This window comes from Streptomyces sp. NPDC002785 (assembly GCF_040295565.1).
In the GTDB taxonomy this organism is placed as follows: Bacteria; Actinomycetota; Actinomycetes; order Streptomycetales; family Streptomycetaceae; genus Streptomyces.
In genome coordinates, this window is the sequence record NZ_JBEOVN010000001.1 from 152,025 (window position 1) to 173,414 (window position 21,390).

Genomic DNA, 21,390 nt, shown 5'->3' on the forward strand with positions numbered 1-21,390 from the left:
GTTTCGGCGACGCGGCTGCCAGGGACGGGACGGTCAGCCGGAGCGACGCGGGGTGCGGCGCGCACCTGAACGGGTACCCGGGCGCGGGCTCGTGTGCGGCTTCGGCGGTCCCGGGTCCAGCGCCTTGTCGTACGGCGAGACCCAGAAGAACTCGCCCTCGTCGTCGTACGCGTACAGGAGCCCCGCACGGCCCGAGGTGAGAACCGCGTCGTCCGTCGGACCGAGCAGCCTGACCTGGACGATCGCGGTGGAACCGTCGGCCGCTGCGACTTCGGCCTGGCCGAAGTCGGAGCTGACGGAACCGGTACGGATCGTGCAGACCCGGCCGAGGAAGTCCTGCCGCGACGGAGGAGGCTCGTCCGGGAAACGCCGGCGCACCAGGCGTGCCAGCACCCGCATCACGGCCCAGGCGATCAGCAGCGCCCCGGCGAACACGGCACAGGCGAGCCCCGCGCGGGTGATGCCGGTGACATGGCTGCGGTGCAGCAGGACCGTACCGGTCAGGCTCGTGAACCAGCCGACGGCGACCATCACGGACACCGAGACGGTGACCGGCACCCCGCCGATCCCGGCCATGCCGGTGTCGAGGTCCCCGTCGAAGGAGTGGTGGTCGGCCGCACCGGCCAGTACGAGGAGCCAGAAGAAGACGACCACGACCAGCGCGGCGCCGAACAGGACGGCGGGAAAGGCGGTTGCTGCGCTCAGGAACTCCTGCATCGGTCCACCCCCTTGTTCTTACAGGCGGTCCGGTGGTGCCCCCGGTGCCGCGGCGCCGCAGAGAGCGTGGCCGCAGCAACCGGGGTCTTCCCCCGTGTCCCCCGTGTTCCCCCGGTTCGTGCTGACCGGATCGTGTCACTCGGGCCGTGGCATCGCACTGCCGGATTCCGGCAATCTTTATGTGTCCTTGATGCCGGGCACCGGCACCGGCCGGTATGCGTTGGGTGAGTGTCAACGTCGCGTCAGGACTTGAGGAGTGCGCGTGCCGGAGCCGGAGATTTCCGACGAGTATCTGGGGAACTTTGCCCGTATTCTGGCCGATGTCGCCGCCACCGGCCGCCGGTTGACCCGGGACGAGCTGGACACCCGTCGGCTCCTGGGCCGGGAGGCCGCCGAGGCCGGATTCCAGCTGCGCGCCCTGGTCCGCCTCCATCTCGCGGCGACCCGCACCGCCTGGCCGCAGGCCGCCTGTGCCGATGCCACGTCCACCGACTCCGTGCTGGCCGCGGTCGAGCAGGCCGTCGACGCCTTCGCCTCGGGCTTCGAGCGGGCCCAGCGGCTCACCGTACGGCGCGAGGAGGCGGCGCGCCGCGAGTTCATCGACGATCTGCTGTACGGGCGCAGCGATCTGGGCCGGCTCGCCGAGCGGGCCACCCGGTTCGGGCTGCGCCTCGCGCGCGCCCACGCGGTCGCGGTGGCGACGGGCCCGGAGGCGTACACGGAGACCGACTCCGTGCCGCGCGCGGTCGAGGCGGCGCTGCTCACGCGTTTCAGCGGCCGGAAGATCCTGATCACGACGAAGGACGGGCGCCTGGTCTGTGTCGCCCCCGGCAGCCAGCCCGATGTCCTGCGGTATTTCGCCAAGCAGTCGCATGCGGCGACGGATGGCGGCCGGGTCGCGGTCGGCCGCCCGCACCCGGGCCCCGGAGGTGTCGTCCAGTCGTACGACGAGGCGCTCGACGCACTCGATCTCGCGGAACAGATGAATCTGGACGATCCGGTGCTGTACGCCGCCGACCTGCTGGTCTACCCGGTGCTGACCCGGGACCGACAGGCGATGGCCGATCTGGTGCGCAGTGAGCTGGGCCCGCTCCAGCAGGCCCGCGGCGGCGCCGAACCTCTCCTGAAGACGCTCACCGTCTACTTCGACGCGGGCTGTGTGTCCGCCGAGACGGCCCGTCGGCTGTCACTGAGCGTGCGGGCGCTCACGTACCGGCTGGAGCGGATCCATCAGCTGACCGGTTCCGATCCGTCCGACCCGGTGCACCGTTACACGCTGCAGACGGCGGTCATCGGCGCCCGGCTGCTGGGCTGGCCGGCCAAGGAGCTTTGACCGCCTGGGCGGTGGGGCAGGAGTGTGACCTCATCTGCGAGGTCGGTGGCCGCCCCGCTTCTTCGTCAACGCCCGCACCGGGTAGCGGCGGTGGCCCCGGATCTCGGATACGGGCTGCGCCGACGGGCCCCGGCCGCCGGGGTGTTGGCCCGTCCGGGGGCCTGCGCGGTCAGTTGGGGATCGACGGTGAGGACGGTGACGCCGAGCGGAATGCCGAGCGCGCGCAGGGCCGGTTCGGAGAGCCTGATCCAGGACTGACCGTCGCCCAGGGTGGCGGCGAGCCGGTGCACGGAGGTGAAGCCGACAGCTGTGCGGTCGCCCAGCGGCGTACGGAAGAACCGTGCCGTCCAACCGGTGGGGCAACTGGCCGGTCCCGACCGGACGGGGACGAAGAGCGGTCCGGCCGGACCGGGTTCAAGAGGTTCGGGGTCGTCCGTTCCGCTGCGGTCGGACATGGTGTGCCTCCTCGACGGGCCCGGGTGCATGTTGTGCTGCACTCATCACGTTATGCCCGTATGTGAGGGGAGCCGGCACGGCCCTGACGTGCACTTGACGCGAGACCCCGCACCCGTGACGCGACGCTGACGCGTGCTGCGGGGAGCCGGGGCCCGGGAAGGGAGTGGCCGGAGGTGTGCATCGGGGGAGTAGCACACCCCCGGCCTGCCGGGCACGGACCGGTGGTCGGTCGGACCGTGGTTGATCCGGCGCTATGGGGGGTGGGACCGGGCGGAGCCGGTCCGTCGAGCAGGGGGAGGCTCAGAGGTCGAACTCGTGCGGCGGAAGGTCGAGCGCGAAGCACGCCTCCCGGACGACGGCCTGCTCAGACTTGTCGAAGTCGCCGTCGGCGCCGCCGATGACGATACCGATCTGGATGACGGCACGCGCCTCGGTAGGCTTCTTCTTCGCCTTGCCGATCTCCTGGAGCACGCTGACCTTGCCGAAGGCGAAGTCGGCGGTGAGCTTGTTCACGTAGTCGTTGAAGCGGCGCTGCAGATCGTCCGCCGGGAAGTTCTGCAGAACTTCGTTGGAGGCGATCAGCGTGGCGACACGCTGGCGCTCGGACGGGTCGATGGAACCGTCGGCCGCCGCGACCAGGGCGCACATGGCCATGCTCGCGTCACGGAACGCGCCGCTCTTCAGGTCGTTCTTCTTCGCTTCCAGCTGCGACTGCATCGACGAAGCGGATTCCTTGATCCGATCCCACAGTGCCATGACGTCTCCATACGTTGCGTTGCGTTGTGTTGCCGGAACGAATTTCAACTCTACAGGCGTGTAGAAGTTAGCGGGAAGGGTGTCCGCTGTGTCCCGGAAACTTCGTTAAGACCGACCGGCCCATGGGAGGCGGCGTCGCGGGCTCCTTCTCCCACCCCCTATGTGCGGTCGGTCCAAGTAGGATGCTGCGACGCCGCTGCTGACGCGGTATCGCAGAAGGGCGGACCCCAGATGGACTCGGCCAGGCCCGGTCACCACCCGGACAACGAGCCGCCCCACGAGGAAGTGCCCGGCGCCGTACGCCCCGGTCCCGTACGCCCCGACAGCCGGCGGCTCCGCAGGCGCGGGCAGGGCGAACTGGAGGCCCAGGTCCTCGCCGTACTGCACTCGGCGAACGGCCCCGCGACGGCCGGCTGGGTGCAGGAACACCTCGACGGCGACCTCGCGTACACCACCGTCATCACGATCCTCTCCCGCCTCTACGCGAAGAACGCCGTGACCAGGACCCGCGAGGGCCGCTCCTACACCTGGACGTCCGCCTCCGACGAGGCCGGTCTCGCGGCCCTGCGGATGCGCCGCGTACTGGACGGCGAACGGGACCGGGACGCCGTGCTCGCCCACTTCATCTCGTCCCTGTCCCCGGGCGACGAGGAACGGCTGCGCGCGCTCCTGGCCCGCGCGGCCGCCCCGGACAACCCCCCTGACACGGAAGGCCGATAGCGGTCCGATGGGTGTCTTCGTCTGTCTGCCGCTCGTGCTGCCGCTGACCGCGCTGCCGATCGCGCGCCTCGCCGAGCAGCATCTGCACCCCCGCAGCGCGACCCGGCTGCTCGCCGTCGTCGGCACGCTGCTCGCCCTGTGCAGCACGCTGTGCCTGGGCCTGCTGATGGTGGTCGGTACGGCCCAGCTCCCGGGCAATCCACTGCCGGACAGCTGGTCGGACCCCGAGGTGCGGGACGCGGTGCCGTACGAGGTGAAGGCGGGCATCGTTGCGATCGGTGTGCTGGCGGCGGTACTCGGGGCATGCGGGTGGACGGTGTACCGCCATGTGCGGCTGCGCATCCGGGCCGGCCGGGCCCTGTCCGCCGCCCCTTTTGCCACCTCGGGCGATGTCGCCGTGCTCCCGGACCCGGAGCCGTACGCCTATGCGCTGCCCGGCAATCCGGGCCGGGTCGTCGTCTCGACCGCGATGACCCGGTGTCTGGACGACCGTGAGCGCCGGGCCTTGATCGCCCATGAGCGGGCCCATCTGGCCGCCCGTCACCACCGCTATCTCCTGGCCGCCCAACTCGCCGCCCGGGCAAACCCGTTCCTGCTGCCGTTGCGTACGGCGATGGCGTTCAGCACCGAACGATGGGCGGACGAGGAGGCCGCACGTGCGGTCGGCGACCGGCGAGTGGTGGCGGTCGCGGTCGGCAAGGCGGCGCTCTTCTCGCACCGTGCCCCGGACGCCTCGGTCGGCTTCGCCGCCTTCGCGAGCTCCGCTTCGGCGTCGGGCCCCGTACCGCGCCGGGTGGCGGCGCTGCTCGCCCCGGTTCCGCCGGGGCGGCTGTGGCCGCCGTCGTCCGCCCATGCCGCGCTGGCGGCACTCGTCGCGACGGTGGGAACGGCGGTCTCGGCGTTTTCGTCGCTCAACGCGGCGGTGACGCTGGTGCGGATCCTGCACGCGGCGACCCCGCTATGAGCCGTACGGGCGACCCCGCTATGAGCCGTACGAAGGAGACCGGCCCGCCGACGTGCCGGCCACGGTCCGGGCTCCCGTCGACACCGAACCCATGGCCACGCAGAGCCGGCACGTGACCCGAGCCCCATCCGGAAGAGCTGGACCGGCAGCCGTGCGACCCTGTGCCGCCGGCCGGTCGAGGACGTCACGGCGGGCCGCCGCAGCGAGATTGCCGCGATCGTCGAACGCCTCGCCCCGGAGCGGCGCACTGCCCCGGTCGACGGGCTGACCGCGTTCACCGTGGCGGGCGGTGAACCGCCTGTGCCGGGGGGACGGCTCGGACGGGTACCCGCTGGGCCGGACGTCCGGCCTCCCCGCCCCCCACGGCGTTCGACCTCAGTCGGCGGAGGAGACGAACTCCTCCTGCACGGCGGGCGCCGGACGGGCCGCGGAGACTTCGCCGTCCCCTGTCCCGCCCTTACCGTTCCGGTCCCGCCACGCCTGGATCCGGGCCACGGCCGGCTGGGTCCAGCGGGCGGTGAGCGGTCCGACGATGACGAGGATGAGGACGTACGCGGTGGCGATGGGCCCGATACGGGGCTCGGTCGCCACGGCCAGACCGGCGATGACGATGGAGAACTCACCGCGTGCGACGAGCGTTCCGCCGGCCCGCCAACGCCCGCGCGAACCGATCCCGGCCCGCCGGGCCGCGTACCACCCGGTGCCGATCTTGGTGAGTACGGTGACGACGGCCAGCAGCGCCGCCGGAAGCAGCACCGGCGGAATCTCCGACGGATTGGTGGAGAGCCCGAAGAACACGAAGAAGACGGCGGCGAACAGATCCCGCAGTGGCGTCAGCAGCTTGCGCGCCCCCTCGGCGACCTCACCCGAGAGCGCGATCCCGACCAGGAAGGCCCCGACGGCCGCGGAGACCTGCAACTCCTGTGCCACGCCGGCCACCAGGACGGTCAGCCCGAGCACGACCAGGAGCAGCATCTCCGGGTTGTCGGAGGACACGGCCCGGCTGATCAGCCGCCCGTGCCGCAGCGCCAGATAGAGCACGAACCCGACGGTGCCGAGCGCGATGAGCAGCGCGATGCTGCCCCCGGCGAAGCCCACGCCCGCGAGTATCGCGGTAAGCAGTGGCAGGTACACGGCCATCGACAGGTCCTCGATGACCAGGACACCGAGGATGACGGGCGTCTCCCGGTTGCCCAGCCGCCCCAGATCGGTGAGCACCTTCGCGATGACGCCGGACGACGAGATCCAGGTGACACCGGCCAGTGCGACGGCCCCCACGGGCCCCCACCCGAGCAGCAGCGCCGCCACCGCCCCCGGGGTCGCGTTGAGCACGAAGTCCACGGCGCCGGACGGATACTGCGTCTTGAGACTGGTCACCAGCTCCGAGGCGCTGTACTCGAGACCGAGCAGGAGCAGCAGCAGAATGACCCCGATCTCGGCGCCGACGGCGGTGAATTCCTCACTGGCCCCCAGCGGCAGCAGCCCGCCCTCCCCGAAGGCGAGCCCCGCCAGCAGGTAGAGCGGGATCGGTGAGAGTCCTATTCGTCCGGCGAACCGTCCGATGATGCCGAGGCCCAGAATGACGGAGCCGAGCTCCACCAGCAGCGCGGTCGTGTCGTGCACGGTCAGCCCTCCGCGATGATCTCGAAGAGCGCGTCGACGCCCTCACGTGTACCCACGACAACGAGCGTGTCCCCGATGGCCAGCCGGAAGTCCGGCCCGGGCGACGGATGCGCACTGTGCGTCCGCAGCACGGCCACGATCGAGGCCCCCGTCCGCGTCCGCGCCTGTGTGTCCCCGAGCAGCCGCCCGCCGTACGGGGAGCGCGTCCCGAGCGGTATGTGCTCGGTGACGAGATCGATGCCCTCGGTCCGTACGGCGTCGATCGGCGCGGCGTCGATGAGGTGCGCGAGACCGGTGGCCTCCTGCGGTGTCAGGGGTACCGAGAGCCGGCACGAATCAGGATCGTCCTGGTCGTAGAAGCCGATGAACCGCCGCCCGTCGTGGTGGACGACGACGGAAATGTGCTGTCCCGACTCGGTCGTGTAGTCGTACTGCACACCGACTCCGGGCAGCGTGGTGCGGTGGGTTCCCATGGCTTCCTCCCGAGAGGTACGGCGGTTCATTGACTTATTTGGCGATCTCTTTAGCTGCGCATTACCTTATCCGGAGGCTTCCGCCGCCTCCTGCGCCCGCCTCCGTGATGCCGCCCCCAAGCGTGGGCGAGGTCGTAAACTCGCCCGGACCGGTGTGTGGCCGGGGTCACCTCCCGGGCGGGCCGCAGCAAACGGACGGAAGGGCCGGGAATGGCGCGCAGTCGAGAGCTCAAGTTCCGGGTGGTCACGTCGTTCCAGCGGCATGTCGTCAACCCGCTCGCCAGACGGTCGCGGTCGCAGACGCTCCTGGAGACGACGGGCCGAACCTCCGGCCTCCCGCGCCGCACCCCGGTCGGCGGCAGCCGCGTGGGCCTGGAGTTCTGGCTGGTCTCGGAGTACGGCGAGAAGTCGCAGTACGTACGCAACATCCAGGCCGACCCCCGGGTCCGGGTCCGCATCAAGGGCCAGTGGCACACCGGCACCGCCCACCCCCTCCCCGAGGACGACGCCCGCGCCCGGCTCAAGAGGCTGCCGCGGTACAACAGCGCCGTGGTGCGGGCCCTGGGGACGAACCTGCTGACGGTGCGGGTGGATCTGACGGACTGACGCCGGGCTCCACCGGTTTGGACGTGCGTGTGCCCGGCCGGTGCGGTGCCGGCCGGGCACGGGCGGGGTGCGGGCCGGATCAGTCGGTGATCTCGATCTTCCCGTTGGCGGATGCGGCGGGGGCCGCGTCCGGGGCCCGGTCGGGCAGATCGGCCGAAGTCGCGACAGCCGCACCGCCCTTGAGGTTCTTCAGCAGGGCTGCCAGGTCGACTCCCGTGGTGGAGCTGAGGAGTTCCATGCCCTGGGCGACGTTGTCCGTGACCGTACGGGACAGCCGGCTCGCGCCGTCCGTCGAGATCACGGTCATCTTGTCGATGGCGCTCAGCGGCTCGGATGCCTTGGCGACGACGTGCGGCAGCACCTCGACCAGCATCTGGAGCACGGCCGCGTCGCCGTACTGGGCGAAGGCGTCCGCCTTCTTCTGCATGGCCTCGGCCTCGGCCGCACCCTTGGCCGCGATGGCCGCGGCTTCCGCCTCGCCCTCGATGCGTACGGCGTCGGCGAGGGCCGAGCGGTGCAGCTTCTCGCCCTGACCGGTCAGCCGGGAGCGCTCGGCGTCCGCCTCGGCCTCCTTGACCTGGGCGATCCGGCGGGCCTCGGCCTCCTGCTCGGCCTGGTAGCGGGCGGCGTCGGCGGGCTTGCGGACCTTGGTGTCGAGTTCGCGGTCGGTCAGTGCGGCCTGGCGCTGGGCGACCTTCTCCTGCTCCTCCAGGACTTCCTGCTGGCGGGCCGCTTCGGCGAGCGGGCCCGCCGCGTTGGCCTTGGCCGCGGCGGCTTCCGTCTCGGCCTTGATCTCGGCCTGCTTGAGGTAGAAGGTCCGCTCGGCGATCGCGATCTCCTCGGCGGCCTTGAGCCGGGCCTGCTCGGAGGCGCGCTTGGCGATCGCCTCGGCGATGTCCGCCTCCTGCTTGGCGCGGGCGGCCTCGGGGCGGCCGAGGTCTTCGAGGTAGGAGCCCTCGGTGGTGATGTCCTGGATCTGGAAGGCGTCCAGGATCAGGCCCTGCCCGGAGAGGCTGGCCTCGGCCTCCTCCGCGACCTGGCCGGCGAACGCGGCACGGTCGCGGATGATGTCCTCGACCGACATCCGGCCCACGATGGCGCGCAGTGCGCCGGAGAGCACTTCCTGGGTGAAGCCGACGATGCCGTCCTGCTGCTGGAGGAATCGCTGGGCCGCGGCCCGGATCGCTTCCTCGCTGCCGCCGACCTTGACGATCGCGACGCCTTCGAGGTTGGACTTCACACCGCGCAGGGTGACGGCTCCGCGTACGGCCACCGGGATGTGCCGGCTGGACAGGTCCAGGGTGAACTTCTGCTGGACGAACGGGACGACGAAGACTCCGCCGCCGACGACGACCTTCTGGCCGCTGTTGTCGATGCTGGTGCGGCCGGTCACCGGGTCGGTCGACTTCTTGCCGCGGCGTCCCGTGATGATGAACGCCTCGCTGGGCCCGGCGACCTTGTAGCGGGTGATGACGACGAGGGCGAGCAGTACCAGGAGTACGACGACTCCTATGACTGCGGTCACGACTGGGCTCATAAGGGTGTCCCCCCTGCCTCCCTGCGGGGACGGCAGCTTGTTTTCGGGCGGGGTATCGGCTCGGGCGGTGGTCAGCGCTCGACGGGGCGGACCGTGACCGAGGTGGTCGACAGCGTGGCCTCCACCCAGATCTCGGTTCCGCGTTCGACCGGCACCGGGCTTTTCGCCGCCAATTTCACCGGCTGGCCCGCGAGGTGCAGCAGGACCTCGCCGTAGCCGTCGGCCGGGATGGCCGTGACGACCGACCCGGACGTGCCGACGAGATCGTCGCTGCGCGGTGTGGTGCTGGTCTGGTCCCGCATCAGGGCCCGGCTGAACTTCCAGGTCAGCCAGGCCGCGATGATCCCGGCCAGCACTCCGGCGGCGGTTGCGGCGACCGTACCGGCGCCGGTGGTGCCGAGCACGATCGCGCCGCCGAAGCCGAGCATCGAGAGAAATCCGGCGATGACGGGGAGGGACAGGAGGCCGTCGAAGAGGCCGTCCAGTACGCCTCCGAGGAGACCTTCGAGGATGCCGTCGAAGATCAGGGACAGGGCGAGCAGGACGATTCCCGCAATGCCGAGACCGAGAAACAAGGTCACGTGATCACCTTCCCCGATCTCCGAAATTCCCCGAACATGTTTCCCCCGAACATTTCCGTCGAACTGGCTGGATGATCCCATACATACCCGGCATCAGATACTGCCGGGTTCCGGCAATCTTTTAGGCGCCTTTGATGCCGGAGAGTTGTTCGGTCAGCGTGTCCAAAGACTGGAACGTGGCCCCGAGCAGTGCGACATGCTTCCGGCGCAGTACGTCGTCAGGACCGATGAGGAAGACCGCGCCACACTCCGATACCGGGTGCCGTGAGCCGTACGCCCGGGCGGTCTCCCGTCCGGCGTCCGCGAGCAGCGGCATGCGCGGCCCGTGGGCGCGGGGGAACGGCTCATGGCTGTCCACACCCTGTGGACTGATTGTGCTCGCTACGGATCCGGCTCCCGCACCAGGAGACACGTATGACAGAACCGTCGTCCGCCGTCCGCCCGTCCGCGGCCGTGCTCCTGCTGCACGGCGGCACGAAGACGGGCCTGGGCCCGCCCCTGCCCGGCCCGCTGAACCTGCCCGCGGTGCGGATGCGCCCGTTCGCGCGGGCGATCGCCGCGGCGACGGGCGACGGTGCCACGGGCGTTCTCGTACGCACCGCCCGCTACACCCACCGCGGCTGGAACGGCCTTCGCGATGACCCCTTCCACGACGCCGTACGCGCCCTCGACGCCCTGCGCCATGAGGCCGACGAGATCCCGGTGGTCCTGGTCGGTCACTCGATGGGCGCTCGCGCCGCCCTTCGTGCCGCCGGTCATCCGCTGGTACGCGGGGTGGTGGGCCTCGCCCCGTGGTGTCCGGCCGACGATCCGGCCACCCAGCTCGCCGGCCGTGATGTGGTCCTGCTGCACAGCACCCGCGACCGCATCACGAGCCCCCGGGCATCCCAGTCCTTCACCACCCGCGCCCGCCGCGCCGGTGCCCACACCTGTCTGCTCGCGATCCGGCGCAGCGACCACGCGATGCTCCGGCGCGCCCGGACCTGGCACACGCTGACGACACGGATCGCCACCGGCCTGCTGGGCCTGGCCCCGCTCCCCGAGGCGGTCGCGACGGCACTGCGGCTTTCGTCGGATGCTCCGGCGGCGCGCGGAACCCTTGACCTCGACCGGCTCGACCTCGACCGACCGGACTACGCCTGGACCGGGCCCGGCTCCGGGCCGTCCATCGGGAATCGGTAGACCGTCGACTCCCTGGCCCGGAAGCCCAGATGCTCGTACAGCCGGTTCGCGGCGGCGCGGTCCGGCCGGGAGGTGAGGTCGACGGTCCGTGCGCCCGCCTCCCGGGCCGGCGTCAGCGCCTCCTGCGTCAGCAGGGCCGCGATTCCCTGCCCGCGCGCCTCGGTGTCGACGACGACGTCTTCGATACGGGCCCGCAGCCCGGTCGGCACGGGAAGCAGAAGCAGCGTCAGCGTTCCGACGACGCTGCCCGCGGCGCGAGCGACGAGCACCGTGTTCGTCTCGCACCGCACCAGCCGGTCGACCGCCTCGTGATCCAGCGGCCGGGCGGTCGAGGACAGTTGGGGCAACAGCCGTTCGAAGGCGGCCACGATCTCCCCAGTCGCTTCGTGGACGATCTCTACGTCGAGGCTCATGGCGCGGAGCCTGTAGCGGGCGTTGGGGGAGGTGTCGTGGTGCAGGGGCGGGAGAACGGGCGCACCCTGGTAGAGAGGTGATCGTCATGGTGCACACAACAGTCGGGTGGCATGTGGACCTGGAATTCGAGGAGGACACTCACCGCACCCGCGCGGCCGCCCTGGTGCGGCTTCCGGACGGGAACGAGGTGCGGGCCCATGGATATGCGAGCCGTCACCCCTCCGACAAGGATCAGCCGAGGGTCGGCGAGGAGATCGCGGGAGCCAGAGCACTCAATGAGCTGGCGATGAAGATGCTGACGAAGGCGCACGACGAGATCGACGAGGCGTCCGGCCGGACATCGCACCCGCTCACCTGAAACCCCCGCCCCTTGGGGCGTAGTGGCCCAGGAACATGTCGACGCCGCTCGTGATCAGACGGTCCGTGGTGGCGTCGTCGATGGCTGTTCCGTACGAGCTGAAGACCATGTGGGGGAAGACCAGGAGCGCGTACAGCTGAATGATCGCCGTCTCGAGGTCGGGGATGTCCAGTCGGCCCCGTTACGCGAGGCTGCGCAGGGCGTCGGCCACGGCCGGATGGTAGCCCGCCGGACCGTTTTTGCCATGCGCCGGGGAGTTCCGGAAAGCGGTGGAGTCCGGCGGCGATGAGGTTGCGCGGCGCGATGACGGCGGCGTTGCCGCGTACGGCAGAACACCCGGGCGCGGGCCGTGTGCGCGGTCGTCGCCGGGGCGCTGGTGCCTCGCGGGAAGCCGGAGGAGGCCGGGGGGCCGCACGTGCACTGAGGGGGAAAGCCGGGCCCGGCCGGTGAATGAGGGCGTGACAGGGCCCGGCTGCGGATGCGCGGCGGGGGCGGCCGGTCGACGATTGAAGGCCGGGAAGCGGGACGTCCGTGCCCCGCCCCAGGAGGTTGACGTGCAGGCCGATGCGTACGCCGACAGCGCGGTGCCGTTCGACCCCGCGGCCCTGGCGGCCCTGGTCGACGGCACCTTGGCCGGGGTGGGTGTGCTCGACACGGGGCTGCGCTATCTGTACGTCAACCCGGCCCTCGAACGGCTCAACGGCATTCCGGCCGCCGAACACCTCGGGCGCACCGTCTGCGAGGTCCTCCCGGGGGTCGACGCGGGCGAGGACGTGATGCGGGCCGTGCTCGCCGACGGGAAGCCCCGCGAGGTCAGCGGAGTCACCACCGCCGCGGCGGGCTCGGTCCGGCGGTACTGGCACGGGGCGTACCACCGGCTGGAGGTCGGCGGGCGGATCGTGGGCCTGGCCGGGATCGTGCTGGAGGTCAAGGCCTCGGACAAGGGGCGGCGCGAGCTGGAACAGGCCCGGCGGCATCTGACCATGCTCGACACCGCGGCCGCCCGGATCGGCACCACGCTCGACATGGACACCACCTGTGCGGAACTTGCCGATCTCGTCGTGCCGGGGCTGGCGGACCTCGCCACGGTCGAGGTGTTCCCGCCCGACATCGCCGCCCCGGTACGCCCGGCACCCGCCGGTGTGCTGCGGCTGCGCAGGGCGGCGCTGACGGCGGTGGCCGGGCTGCGCGACGAGCTGTCGGGGTTCGGGCTGACCGGCGAGTACGTCGACTTCCAGGAGGGCGCCGCCGTACAGCGCTGTCTGGCCGCCAACCGGCCGGTCGTGGAGAACCTCGCCACCGACGAACAGCTCAGCCGTTCCGCTCCCTCCCCCGAACGGGTCGCCGCCTACCGAGCCCTCGGGCTGCATTCGGCGGTCACCGTGCCCGTCGCGGTACGCAGCCGTCCGCTCGGCGTCCTCTGCCTGATCCGGGCGGGGGACTCACCGGTCTTCACGGACGAGGACGTGGTGGTCGCCCGGGAACTCGCCGGCCGGGCCGCCGTCGATCTCGACCACGCCCGCCGGTACGCCCACGAGCACACCATCGCTCTGGAGCTGCAGCGTTCCCTGCTGTCCGAGCCGCGCCCGCCGCATCCGCACATCGAGATCGCCACCCGTTATCTGCCGGCCGACCGGAGCGTGATGGTCGGCGGCGACTGGTTCGACGTCATCCCGCTGCGGGACGGACGGCATCTGAAGGCGATGGGCGATGTGATGGGCCACGGGGTGGAGGCGGCGGTCGCCATGAGCCACTACCGCTCGCTGCTGCGGATGTTCGCCGACGACGAGCTGCCGCCGCACCGCATCCTGGAACAGCTGGACCGGATGGTGGAGCGGTCCGGACTGGACCGGGCGGCTACCTGTCTGCTGGTCGTCGTCGACCGGTACGGCGAGGCGTGCGAGGTGGCGAGCGCCGGGCATCTCCCGCCGGTGCTCATCGACCCGGGGAAGGCCGGAACCCGGGTGTGCGACGAGGTAGTGGTGGGCCCGCCGCTCGGCACCGGGCTCGGCGGGTACCGGACGACGCTGGTGGAGTTCGGACCGGGCGCGGTGCTGTTCCTGTACACCGACGGTCTGGTGGAGCGGCGCGGCGAGGACATCGACACCTCGGTCGGCCGCCTCAGGGAACTGACGCTGCCCGAGAGCGGGAGCCTGGAGGATCTGCTGGACGAGGTCCTCGAACGGTTCGGACCGGGTGCAGAGGACGACATAGCGGTACTGGCTTCACGCACCCGCCCCCACGCCGCGCCACCTCCCGCGGCCTGCCGCCGGAAGGGGCGACACCTCAGCCCAGCTCCGGGCTGGTGATGCCGAACAGGCCGGTGTGGTCGACGTCCGGTGCCGGGCCCGTGTGCATCCGGGCGGTCTCGAACGACGGGGTGAGGCCCAGCTGTTCTGCGACGTGCACAGCGGCCGGGTTGATGTCGGGTACACCGATCGCCACCGGGGTGCGCAGAGACATGGAGACCTACTTCTCCGGCTCGCCATGGGCGGTGCCGCCGTCGTCGCCGGCCGTGCTCCGCCGTCCCCTGGCGTCCTCCAGCAGGGAGAGCGCGAACTGCAGCAGCTCCGGCGGGAGACCGTCCTCGTGCCGGCCCGCTGATCTCCCCCGTACGCCGTTCAGCGAGAAACTGCAGACCGGCGACGACGTCGTCGACGACCTCGGACTCCTCCTTGAAGAACCGCCAGTCCACGCCGAAGCCCAGACCGAGCGCCTTGAGGATGTCCTCGGACGGCCGGGTCACCTTTCCGGCAAGGATGTTGGAGAAGTAGCTGTGCGAGAGAGATCCGCCGCGTTCCTTGACCAGGTCGGCGAAGACGCGCCCCGAGATCTTCTGACCGGGGAACGTCTTCTCGACCATGTACTCGACCTTCTGCTGCAACGTCCGCAGCCCCGGCGCGCGTTCCTCGACGCTGTCCATCCGGCCCCCACGTGTCCGCCCCGTCCGACCGGTGCCGCACGGCCTTCGAATTCGGTCAACGGGCTCGAACTGTAACGAATCCTGACGTGGCGTCCTCAGCGTGGGAGGCGGCTCGGAACACTGCACGGGAACAGGCTTGCGCAATCACTTTGCGTCACTGTTAACTCGAGAAAACATGGGCAGGGGACCACGAGGGGAGTCTCCTGCCCGTGAAGTCTTCAAGCGCAAAAGGGGCATTGTCCGCATCTGGGTGTAGCCCTTCACGACGGGGGATGCGTGAAGGGCTACACGCACATTATGGCTGCTGGTCAGGTCGTCATCAACTGACCGGTCGGTCAGTGGGTGTTGAGGGTGCGGGGCCGCGGCGCCGGATCCGCCCCGTGCCGGCCCTGCGTCGTGCCGCGTCACCCGGACGGCGGCGGGCGCGCCGGGCGGGGCGCCCGACCGGTTGCGCGGCTTCGGCGCAGCTAATTTCCCCGCCCGGACCACGGAAATCTGTCGCGGCTATGATAGAAGCGATGGCTCGCACAATGAGATTTTCTCTTTCGGTCAACGAAGTCAGCGATGCGCGGCAGGTGCAAATGCCCACAGGAACTCCTCCGCACGCCACCGACCGGCTCGATGACGACGACTACCCCGCCTACACCATGGGCCGCGCCGCGGAGATGATCGGTGCCACGCCCGCTTTCCTCCGGGCGATCGGTGAGGCCCGCCTGATCACCCCTCTGCGGTCCGAGGGCGGCCACCGCCGCTACTCCCGCTACCAGCTGCGCATCGCGGCCAGGGCGCGTGAACTCGTCGACGGCGGCACGCCGATCGAGGCGGCCTGTCGCATCGTGATCCTGGAGGACCAGCTCGAAGAGGCCCTGCGGCTCAACGCGGAGCTGCGTCGGCCCGCGACGGAATCCGGCGATGCGGCGGGCTCCTGAGGCGGTCGGACCCGGGCGTGCGCTTTGGCCTCCGTGGCGCCGGGGACGGGTGAACGTGGTGCCGGGGGCAGGTGAACCTGGCGCCCGGGACGGGTGAATATCTATTGCCGTCGGCACAGAATTCCATGCAATGTGCGACAAGAGTTTATGGCGTATGCGGTGGAGTGTAATTACCCGCCGCGCCCGGACGCTTCCACCGTGCTACTGTGGATGAAGTTGCAGTTGTGGTTCCCAAAGACTCCAAGTGCCCTCTTCGGCTTCATGTGTCGATGAGTGCACTTTTGTATTTTCCGGCGCTTTGTTCCGGATGGGGTAATCATCGCGGCGACGCGGGATTCGCGCAGTGTGAATCCCCGGGCACTGCCCCCAGAAGGAGATAAAAACATGGCTACTGGCACCGTCAAGTGGTTCAACGCGGAAAAGGGCTTCGGCTTCATCGAGCAGGACGGCGGCGGCCCTGACGTCTTCGCCCACTACTCGAACATCGCCTCCAGCGGTTTCCGCGAGCTGCAGGAAGGCCAGAAGGTGAACTTCGACGTCACGCAGGGCCAGAAGGGCCCGCAGGCGGAGAACATCACCCCCGCCTGATCCCGCTGCTCCGGCGCCGACGCGCTGTGATGCTTGCGCAGCTGGGGCCCGCACCTTCGGGTGCGGGCCCCAGCTCGTTGTTTTTTCCCGCGTCCGGTACGCCTCATTCTTCGCAGCCGGGCTTGTACACGTATGTCAACGGCCCGTTCTTGCGATTCCTGCGCCGCTCGTCGCTCAGTGAATTCCTCGATACGCGCCATATCGAGGAAGGGTTCTGTATGAACCGCGATCGCACAGCGCGCCCGAACGACCGATACTCCCGCACCCGCTCCGGCGGATCCACCGCTTCCGGCGGCGGATTCCGCTCGCAGTCACCGGGCCGCCAGGGCGGGCAGGGCGCCGGCCGTTACGGCGCGTCCGACCGGCGTTCCGGAGGCTTCGGCCGCAGGCCCGCCGCCAAGCAGGGCGAGTTCGCGCTGCCGAAGACCATCACCCCTGCGCTGCCCGCCGCGGCGGCCTTCGCGGACCTGGACATGCCCGCGCCCCTCCTGGCGGCGCTCGCCGCCGAGGGCGTCATCACGCCGTTCCCGATCCAGGGGGCCACGCTGCCGAACTCCCTCGCGGGGCGCGATGTGCTGGGCCGCGGCCGGACCGGTTCCGGCAAGACACTCGCCTTCGGCCTGGCCCTGCTGGCCCGTACCGCGGGCAACCGGGCCGACGCCCGACGCCCGCTGGCCCTCGTGCTCGTCCCCACCCGGGAGCTGGCCCAGCAGGTCACCGACGCGCTCACCCCGTACGCCCGCTCGCTCAAGCTGCGCATGGCCACCGTCGTCGGCGGCATGTCGATCGGCCGGCAGGCCAGTGCACTGCGCGGCGGGGCCGAGGTCGTCGTCGCCACGCCCGGCCGGCTCAAGGACCTCATCGAGCGCGGCGACTGCCGGCTGGACCGGGTCGCCATCACCGTCCTCGACGAGGCCGACCAGATGGCCGACATGGGGTTCATGCCGCAGGTCACCGAACTGCTCGACCAGGTGCTGCCGGAGGGGCAGCGGATGCTGTTCTCGGCGACCCTGGACCGCAACGTCGACCTGCTGGTCCGCCGCTATCTGCACGACCCGGTGGTCCACTCGGTCGACCCGTCGGCCGGCGCTGTGACGACGATGGAGCACCATGTGCTCTACGTGCAGGGCGCCGACAAGTACGCCACCACGACCGAGATCGCGGCCCGCGACGGCCGGGTGATCATGTTCCTGGACACCAAGCACGCCGTGGACAAGCTCACCGACCATCTGCTCAACAGCGGGGTGCGGGCTGCCGCGCTGCACGGCGGCAAGTCCCAGCCGCAGCGCACCCGCACCCTGGCCCGGTTCAAGACCGGGCACGTCACGGTGCTGGTCGCCACGAACGTCGCGGCGCGCGGCATCCACATCGACAACCTCGACCTGGTCGTCAACGTCGACCCGCCGAGCGACCACAAGGACTACCTGCACCGCGGCGGCCGCACCGCCCGCGCCGGTGAGTCCGGCAGCGTCGTCACGCTGGTGCTGCCGGGCCAGCGCCGTGAGATGACCCGTCTGATGGCCGACGCCGGGATCATCCCGAAGATTGCCCAGGTCCGCTCCGGCGAGGCCGAGCTGAGCCGGATCACCGGCGCGCAGACGCCCTCGGGGGTGCCCGTCACCATCACCGCACCGCTGACCGAGCGGCCCAGGAGCGGCGGCGCGTCGTCCCGGAGCCGGCACAGTCGTCCCGTCCGGTCCGGGCAGTCGCGCCGCTCGGACCTGCCCACGCCGGAGGCACGCGCCGCATCCAAGCAGCGCCGTACCAACCGGGCGGGGTGACCCCGGGGCAGTAACCCTCAGGCGATCATGAAGTCCCGTACGCCGGGCGAGGACTCCATGAATTGCACAGCGCCGGCGCGCGGGATCGTGGCGGTGGGGGCGCGGGCCGGGTGACAGACCCTGACCCGCCGCCCCGTTACCGCCCGCCCGCGACCCGCAGTACCGCCCCGGTCACATACGACGCCTCGCCCGACAGCAGCCACGCGATGGCGGACGCGATCTCCGGGGCCGCGCCCGGGCGGCCGAGCGGGATGCCTGCCGCGGCCGCGGCTGCGCGGTCGGGGTCGCCCGCGGTGGCGTGCATCTCGGTGTCGATCATGCCGGGGGCGACCGCGTTGACACGGATGCCGTCGGGCCCCAGCTCCTTGGACAGCCCGATCGTCAGGGCGTCGGTCGCCGCCTTCGTGGCGGCGTAGTGGACGAAGTCCCCGGGGCTGCCGAGTGTGGCAGCGGCCGAGGAGACATTGACGATCGCGCCGGACCCGGTGGCCGCCATGTCTTTCGCGGCCCGGCGGCAGCACAGCAGATAGCCGAGGAAGTTGACGTCCAGGACCCGGCGCAGCGTCTCGGTGGAGGTGTCGACGAGACGGCCGAGAGGACCTGTCACTCCCGCGTTGTTGACCAGTCCGGTGACCGGACCGAGCTGCGCGGCAGCCGTGTCGAAGAGCCGTTCCACATCGGCCTCCACGGAGGTGTCCACCCGCACCGTGACACAGCGCGCCCCCGCGTCCCGCACAGCCGCCGCGGTCCGCTCGGCGGCCTCGGCGTTGCTCACGAAGCCCAGGGCGAGGTCGTGCCCTTCGGACGCCAGACGGACACAGGTCGCGGCACCGATCCCGCGACTGCCGCCGGTGACGACAGTGATGGGGCGCGACGACGGAGTGGTGCTGCTGACTGCCACTGGAGGACCTCTCGCTCTCGGGTCGTGCCGGTCACGTCGTTCCCGGATTGTACGGAGAACACCTCCCCGGACGCCCTTTGGACCAAGGCCCCCGGGCGGGTGATGCCCGGCCCCCACGGGCATCCCGGGCGCCTGCCGTTGGAGTGGTGCCGGGCTGGCCCTTGGCGTGGTGTGCGGTGCGGGAGGGGCCGGGTGCCTAGGGTCGGCGGCTGACGGACCGCTGTCGGCGTGGAACGGGTTGAATCGCCCGGCGCCGGTGACGGCTCCTCCTCAACGGCGTTCCCCTGCCACCGTCTCGCATTGCGGTGGCAGGGGACGCCGACCGTCTCTGCCGGCCGGTACGGCGACGGCATCCGCTCCCGGTGGTGAGCCGCTGTACATCTCCGACTACGGCGGGCGGTCCGTACGCCCGCGACGCCGGCAACAGCGGAGACGGGCGGCCGCTCGCCTCCACCGCCTAGGACCACAGCGCCTCGGCGATCGCGACACCGGCGAACGCCGCGCCCAGCCCCACCACCACGCTCGCCACCACATTGGCCGCCGCGTAGAACTTCGCCCCGTCCTCGGCCAGCCGCAGCGTCTCGTAACTGAAGGTCGAGTACGTGGTGAGCGCCCCGCACAGTCCTGTACCGATCAGCAGTTGCAGAGGGGAGGACGCGGCGCCCGCCGCGACCGCGCCGGTCAGCAGGCCCAGGATCAGCGATCCGGTCACGTTGACCGCGAAGGTGCCCCACGGGAAGACGGTGTCGTGCCGGGACTGCACCGCCCGGTCCGTCAGATACCGCAGGGGCGCCCCGACCGCCGCACCGGCGATCACCAGCAGCCAGTTCACCGGTTCCGCTCCCGGCCGTCGCCGTAGTGGACGACCTCGCAGCTGTCCAGGACGACCAGACCGCCGTCCGTGACCAGCTCTTCGATGAGCGGCAGGAACGCGCGGATCCGCTCCTCCGCGTCCACGATCACGACCGCCACCGGCAGGTCCTCGCTCAGTGAGAGCAGCCGCTGGGTGTGGATCATCGACGAGGCGCCGAACCCCTCGATCCCGCGGAACACACTCGCGCCAGACAATCCCGCCTGGTGCGCCCGGTGCACGATCTCCGTGTACACAGGCCTGTGGTGCCACCCGTCGGACTCGCCGACGAGGACCGTCAGGCGCAGTGCCCGTTCCGTGTCCGGCGTCGTCATGACTGCCTCCACGCCAGTACGCGGCGGGTCGCCCACACCGCACTCCACACCGCCGCGAGGGCCGCGCACGGTGTCAGTCCCAGATACGCCAGGCCGGTGCGGGTCCTGCCGCCGTCGATGAGGCGCTCGATGTCCACCGCGTACGTGGAGAACGTGGTGAACCCGCCCAGCACCCCCGTACCGAAGAACGGCCGCACCAGCCGGTGCGCCGCCCACACGTCGCTGATCACCACCATGAACACGCCGATCACCGCGCAGCCGACGACATTCACGATCAGTGTCGTCCAGGGGAAGCCGCCCGGGGCGGTGGGCCACAACAGCGCGGCCCCGTAGCGGGCGGATGCTCCGAGTGCACCGCCGAGCGCGACCACCGCGACGACGGAACCTTGGGGATTCCGGGCTCCCATGCGCACATGTCTCCTGCCTGCTGCACGCATCAGGCTATCGCCGCCGCACTGAACCAGCGTGTCGGGCCCGTCACCCGAACGGTCCATGCGGCGCACCGTCCGGCTTCTTCATCAAGGAGACCGCCCGGAAGCCGTCGAGCTGACGGCCCCGGGCGGGCGGTTCCCCGGTGCGGGACGAAACGGCCGGCGGACGTGGGCCTACCAGGTCTTGCCGGGGGGCTGCTTGGTGGTGACGTTGATGCGGTTGAAGAGGTTCGTCAGACCGATCGCGAGGACCAGGGCCGAGAGTTCCTTCTCGGTGAAGTGGTCGGCGGCGGCGTCCCAGATGTCGTCCGGCACCGGGTCGGGGCGGTCGCTGAGCCGGGTGGCGGCCTCCGCGAGCGCGAGCGCGGCGCGCTCGGCGTCGGTGAAGTAGGGCGCCTCCCGCCAGACCGACACCGCGAAGAGCCGCTCGTCGCTCTCACCGGCCTTCCTGGCGTTGCGTACGTGTCCTTCGACGCAGAAGGTGCAGCCGTTGATCTGGCTCACCCGCAGACCGACCAGTTCGAGCGTCGACTCCGGCAGTCCGGCCTTGCTGATGGCTTTGACGAGGCCCAGCACGGGCGGCAGGGCCTCGGGAATGATCTCTGCCGGGTTCTGCATACGTGCCTGCATGATGACTCTCCTTCGATATCCGTCGCGGCCGCGTTCCCGCCGCGCCCTCACTGCACCGACGGATGGCGAAGGGAAAGTGTGACAAGGGGGCCGGGAGACGGCGCCACACACTGTTGTCGCGGTGAATTCGGGAGGCTCTGTTAGGCGAATGCGGAGCAGAATTAATCATTCCGCTTTCCGTCGGGCGCAGATGCTAAGGGCTGTCCCGTAATCCCTGGCGGGACAGCGCGCGGCGTCAGATGCGGTGCATCGCAAGGCGGAGGGGCGTCCGCATACTGGATGTATGCGGACGTTCCGACAAC

The 21,390-nt window shown here is 70.7% G+C and carries 24 protein-coding genes and 3 pseudogenes; 10 read left to right on the forward strand and 17 right to left on the reverse strand.

Annotation, left to right across the window (positions count from 1 at the left end):
- Positions 1-33: 33 nt before the first annotated feature.
- Entirely contained in the window at positions 34-717 is a 684-nt protein-coding gene (locus ABTZ94_RS00715) for a hypothetical protein (RefSeq protein WP_351196076.1), read from the reverse strand.
- Positions 718-979: 262 nt separating this feature from the next.
- Between ABTZ94_RS00715 and ABTZ94_RS00720 the strand changes: the two genes are divergently transcribed.
- Complete coding sequence (locus ABTZ94_RS00720) at positions 980-2,050, forward strand: PucR family transcriptional regulator (protein ID WP_351196078.1); 1,071 nt, start codon at positions 980-982, stop codon at positions 2,048-2,050.
- A 65-nt stretch (positions 2,051-2,115) separates the two neighbouring features.
- Here ABTZ94_RS00720 and ABTZ94_RS00725 read toward each other — a convergent pair whose 3' ends face one another.
- Together ABTZ94_RS00725 and ABTZ94_RS00730 are read right to left on the reverse strand one after the other, a co-directional pair.
- A complete protein-coding gene (locus tag ABTZ94_RS00725; RefSeq protein ID WP_351196080.1) occupies positions 2,116-2,505 on the reverse strand; it encodes an SAV_915 family protein in 390 nt (129 codons plus the stop codon).
- 301 nt (positions 2,506-2,806) lie between these two features.
- Positions 2,807-3,262, reverse strand: a complete 456-nt coding sequence (locus ABTZ94_RS00730; protein WP_351196082.1) for a tellurite resistance TerB family protein — start codon at positions 3,260-3,262, stop codon at positions 2,807-2,809.
- Between the two features lie 231 nt (positions 3,263-3,493).
- Between ABTZ94_RS00730 and ABTZ94_RS00735 the strand changes: the two genes are divergently transcribed.
- The gene (locus ABTZ94_RS00735; RefSeq protein WP_351196084.1) at positions 3,494-3,982 is read left to right on the forward strand and encodes a BlaI/MecI/CopY family transcriptional regulator; all 489 of its coding nucleotides are present in this window, start codon (positions 3,494-3,496) and stop codon (positions 3,980-3,982) included.
- Between the two features lie 7 nt (positions 3,983-3,989).
- Positions 3,990-4,946 carry a M56 family metallopeptidase gene (locus tag ABTZ94_RS00740; RefSeq protein ID WP_351196086.1) on the forward strand — a complete coding sequence of 319 codons (957 nt, stop codon included), beginning with the start codon at positions 3,990-3,992 and terminating at the stop codon, positions 4,944-4,946.
- 375 nt (positions 4,947-5,321) lie between these two features.
- On the opposite strand, the gene ABTZ94_RS00750 is transcribed toward ABTZ94_RS00740, so the two are convergent.
- Positions 5,322-6,569 (reverse strand): cation:proton antiporter, encoded by a 1,248-nt coding sequence (locus tag ABTZ94_RS00750; protein ID WP_351196088.1) that lies wholly within the window; start codon positions 6,567-6,569, stop codon positions 5,322-5,324.
- A 2-nt stretch (positions 6,570-6,571) separates the two neighbouring features.
- Entirely contained in the window at positions 6,572-7,042 is a 471-nt protein-coding gene (locus ABTZ94_RS00755) for a cation:proton antiporter regulatory subunit (protein WP_351196090.1), read from the reverse strand.
- Positions 7,043-7,252: 210 nt separating this feature from the next.
- On the opposite strand from ABTZ94_RS00755, the gene ABTZ94_RS00760 reads away from it, so the two are divergent.
- The gene (locus ABTZ94_RS00760) at positions 7,253-7,648 is read left to right on the forward strand and encodes a nitroreductase/quinone reductase family protein (RefSeq protein WP_351196092.1); all 396 of its coding nucleotides are present in this window, start codon (positions 7,253-7,255) and stop codon (positions 7,646-7,648) included.
- A gap of 79 nt (positions 7,649-7,727) precedes the next feature.
- Here ABTZ94_RS00760 and ABTZ94_RS00765 read toward each other — a convergent pair whose 3' ends face one another.
- The 3 genes and pseudogenes from ABTZ94_RS00765 to ABTZ94_RS00775 form a co-directional block, all read right to left on the reverse strand.
- Complete coding sequence (locus tag ABTZ94_RS00765; protein ID WP_351196094.1) at positions 7,728-9,185, reverse strand: flotillin family protein; 1,458 nt, start codon at positions 9,183-9,185, stop codon at positions 7,728-7,730.
- Between the two features lie 71 nt (positions 9,186-9,256).
- The gene (locus tag ABTZ94_RS00770) at positions 9,257-9,766 is read right to left on the reverse strand and encodes an NfeD C-terminal domain-containing protein (protein ID WP_351196096.1); all 510 of its coding nucleotides are present in this window, start codon (positions 9,764-9,766) and stop codon (positions 9,257-9,259) included.
- A gap of 121 nt (positions 9,767-9,887) precedes the next feature.
- Positions 9,888-10,139 (reverse strand): annotated as a pseudogene (locus ABTZ94_RS00775) (peroxiredoxin); the annotation flags it as partial.
- Positions 10,140-10,180: 41 nt separating this feature from the next.
- On the opposite strand from ABTZ94_RS00775, the gene ABTZ94_RS00780 reads away from it, so the two are divergent.
- Positions 10,181-10,948: an alpha/beta fold hydrolase gene (locus ABTZ94_RS00780; protein ID WP_351196097.1), complete on the forward strand. Its 768-nt coding sequence runs from the start codon at positions 10,181-10,183 to the stop codon at positions 10,946-10,948.
- On the opposite strand, the gene ABTZ94_RS00785 is transcribed toward ABTZ94_RS00780, so the two are convergent.
- On the reverse strand, positions 10,900-11,361 hold the full coding sequence (locus ABTZ94_RS00785; RefSeq protein ID WP_351196099.1) for a GNAT family N-acetyltransferase: 462 nt from the start codon (positions 11,359-11,361) through the stop codon (positions 10,900-10,902). The genes ABTZ94_RS00780 and ABTZ94_RS00785 overlap by 49 nt on opposite strands.
- Positions 11,362-11,447: 86 nt before the next feature.
- Between ABTZ94_RS00785 and ABTZ94_RS00790 the strand changes: the two genes are divergently transcribed.
- Complete coding sequence (locus tag ABTZ94_RS00790; RefSeq protein WP_329840423.1) at positions 11,448-11,720, forward strand: DUF1876 domain-containing protein; 273 nt, start codon at positions 11,448-11,450, stop codon at positions 11,718-11,720.
- On the opposite strand, the gene ABTZ94_RS00795 is transcribed toward ABTZ94_RS00790, so the two are convergent.
- A complete protein-coding gene (locus ABTZ94_RS00795) occupies positions 11,713-11,892 on the reverse strand; it encodes a TetR family transcriptional regulator C-terminal domain-containing protein (protein WP_351196138.1) in 180 nt (59 codons plus the stop codon). The genes ABTZ94_RS00790 and ABTZ94_RS00795 overlap by 8 nt on opposite strands.
- A gap of 382 nt (positions 11,893-12,274) precedes the next feature.
- Between ABTZ94_RS00795 and ABTZ94_RS00800 the strand changes: the two genes are divergently transcribed.
- Positions 12,275-14,029 (forward strand): SpoIIE family protein phosphatase, encoded by a 1,755-nt coding sequence (locus tag ABTZ94_RS00800; RefSeq protein WP_351196101.1) that lies wholly within the window; start codon positions 12,275-12,277, stop codon positions 14,027-14,029.
- On the opposite strand, the pseudogene ABTZ94_RS00805 reads toward ABTZ94_RS00800, so the two are convergent.
- Both ABTZ94_RS00805 and ABTZ94_RS00810 read right to left on the reverse strand, forming a co-directional pair.
- Positions 14,007-14,168: pseudogene (locus tag ABTZ94_RS00805) on the reverse strand (GNAT family N-acetyltransferase); the annotation flags it as partial. The gene ABTZ94_RS00800 and the pseudogene ABTZ94_RS00805 sit on opposite strands and share 23 nt — an antisense overlap.
- A 21-nt stretch (positions 14,169-14,189) precedes the next feature.
- Positions 14,190-14,643 (reverse strand): annotated as a pseudogene (locus ABTZ94_RS00810) (hypothetical protein).
- 581 nt (positions 14,644-15,224) lie between these two features.
- On the opposite strand from ABTZ94_RS00810, the gene ABTZ94_RS00815 reads away from it, so the two are divergent.
- The 3 genes from ABTZ94_RS00815 (at position 15,225) to ABTZ94_RS00825 (ending at position 17,941) form a co-directional block, all read left to right on the forward strand.
- Positions 15,225-15,572, forward strand: coding sequence for a MerR family transcriptional regulator (locus ABTZ94_RS00815; RefSeq protein ID WP_351196103.1), 348 nt, complete (start codon positions 15,225-15,227; stop codon positions 15,570-15,572).
- Between the two features lie 384 nt (positions 15,573-15,956).
- Positions 15,957-16,160: a cold-shock protein gene (locus ABTZ94_RS00820; RefSeq protein WP_215030177.1), complete on the forward strand. Its 204-nt coding sequence runs from the start codon at positions 15,957-15,959 to the stop codon at positions 16,158-16,160.
- A 218-nt stretch (positions 16,161-16,378) separates the two neighbouring features.
- Positions 16,379-17,941 carry a DEAD/DEAH box helicase gene (locus ABTZ94_RS00825; protein ID WP_351196106.1) on the forward strand — a complete coding sequence of 521 codons (1,563 nt, stop codon included), beginning with the start codon at positions 16,379-16,381 and terminating at the stop codon, positions 17,939-17,941.
- 136 nt (positions 17,942-18,077) lie between these two features.
- Here ABTZ94_RS00825 and ABTZ94_RS00830 read toward each other — a convergent pair whose 3' ends face one another.
- From ABTZ94_RS00830 to ABTZ94_RS00850, 5 genes are all read right to left on the reverse strand, one after another.
- Positions 18,078-18,842, reverse strand: a complete 765-nt coding sequence (locus ABTZ94_RS00830; RefSeq protein WP_351196108.1) for an SDR family oxidoreductase — start codon at positions 18,840-18,842, stop codon at positions 18,078-18,080.
- 457 nt (positions 18,843-19,299) lie between these two features.
- Positions 19,300-19,674: a fluoride efflux transporter CrcB gene (gene crcB, locus ABTZ94_RS00835; RefSeq protein ID WP_351196110.1), complete on the reverse strand. Its 375-nt coding sequence runs from the start codon at positions 19,672-19,674 to the stop codon at positions 19,300-19,302.
- Positions 19,671-20,027: a DUF190 domain-containing protein gene (locus ABTZ94_RS00840; RefSeq protein ID WP_351196112.1), complete on the reverse strand. Its 357-nt coding sequence runs from the start codon at positions 20,025-20,027 to the stop codon at positions 19,671-19,673. Before ABTZ94_RS00840 ends, crcB (ABTZ94_RS00835) begins: the two co-directional genes overlap by 4 nt.
- Entirely contained in the window at positions 20,024-20,464 is a 441-nt protein-coding gene (crcB, locus tag ABTZ94_RS00845) for a fluoride efflux transporter CrcB (protein ID WP_502967153.1), read from the reverse strand. The genes ABTZ94_RS00840 and crcB (ABTZ94_RS00845) overlap by 4 nt, the downstream gene beginning before the upstream one ends.
- Before the next feature lie 168 nt (positions 20,465-20,632).
- On the reverse strand, positions 20,633-21,088 hold the full coding sequence (locus ABTZ94_RS00850) for a carboxymuconolactone decarboxylase family protein (protein WP_351196116.1): 456 nt from the start codon (positions 21,086-21,088) through the stop codon (positions 20,633-20,635).
- Positions 21,089-21,390: the final 302 nt, after the last annotated feature.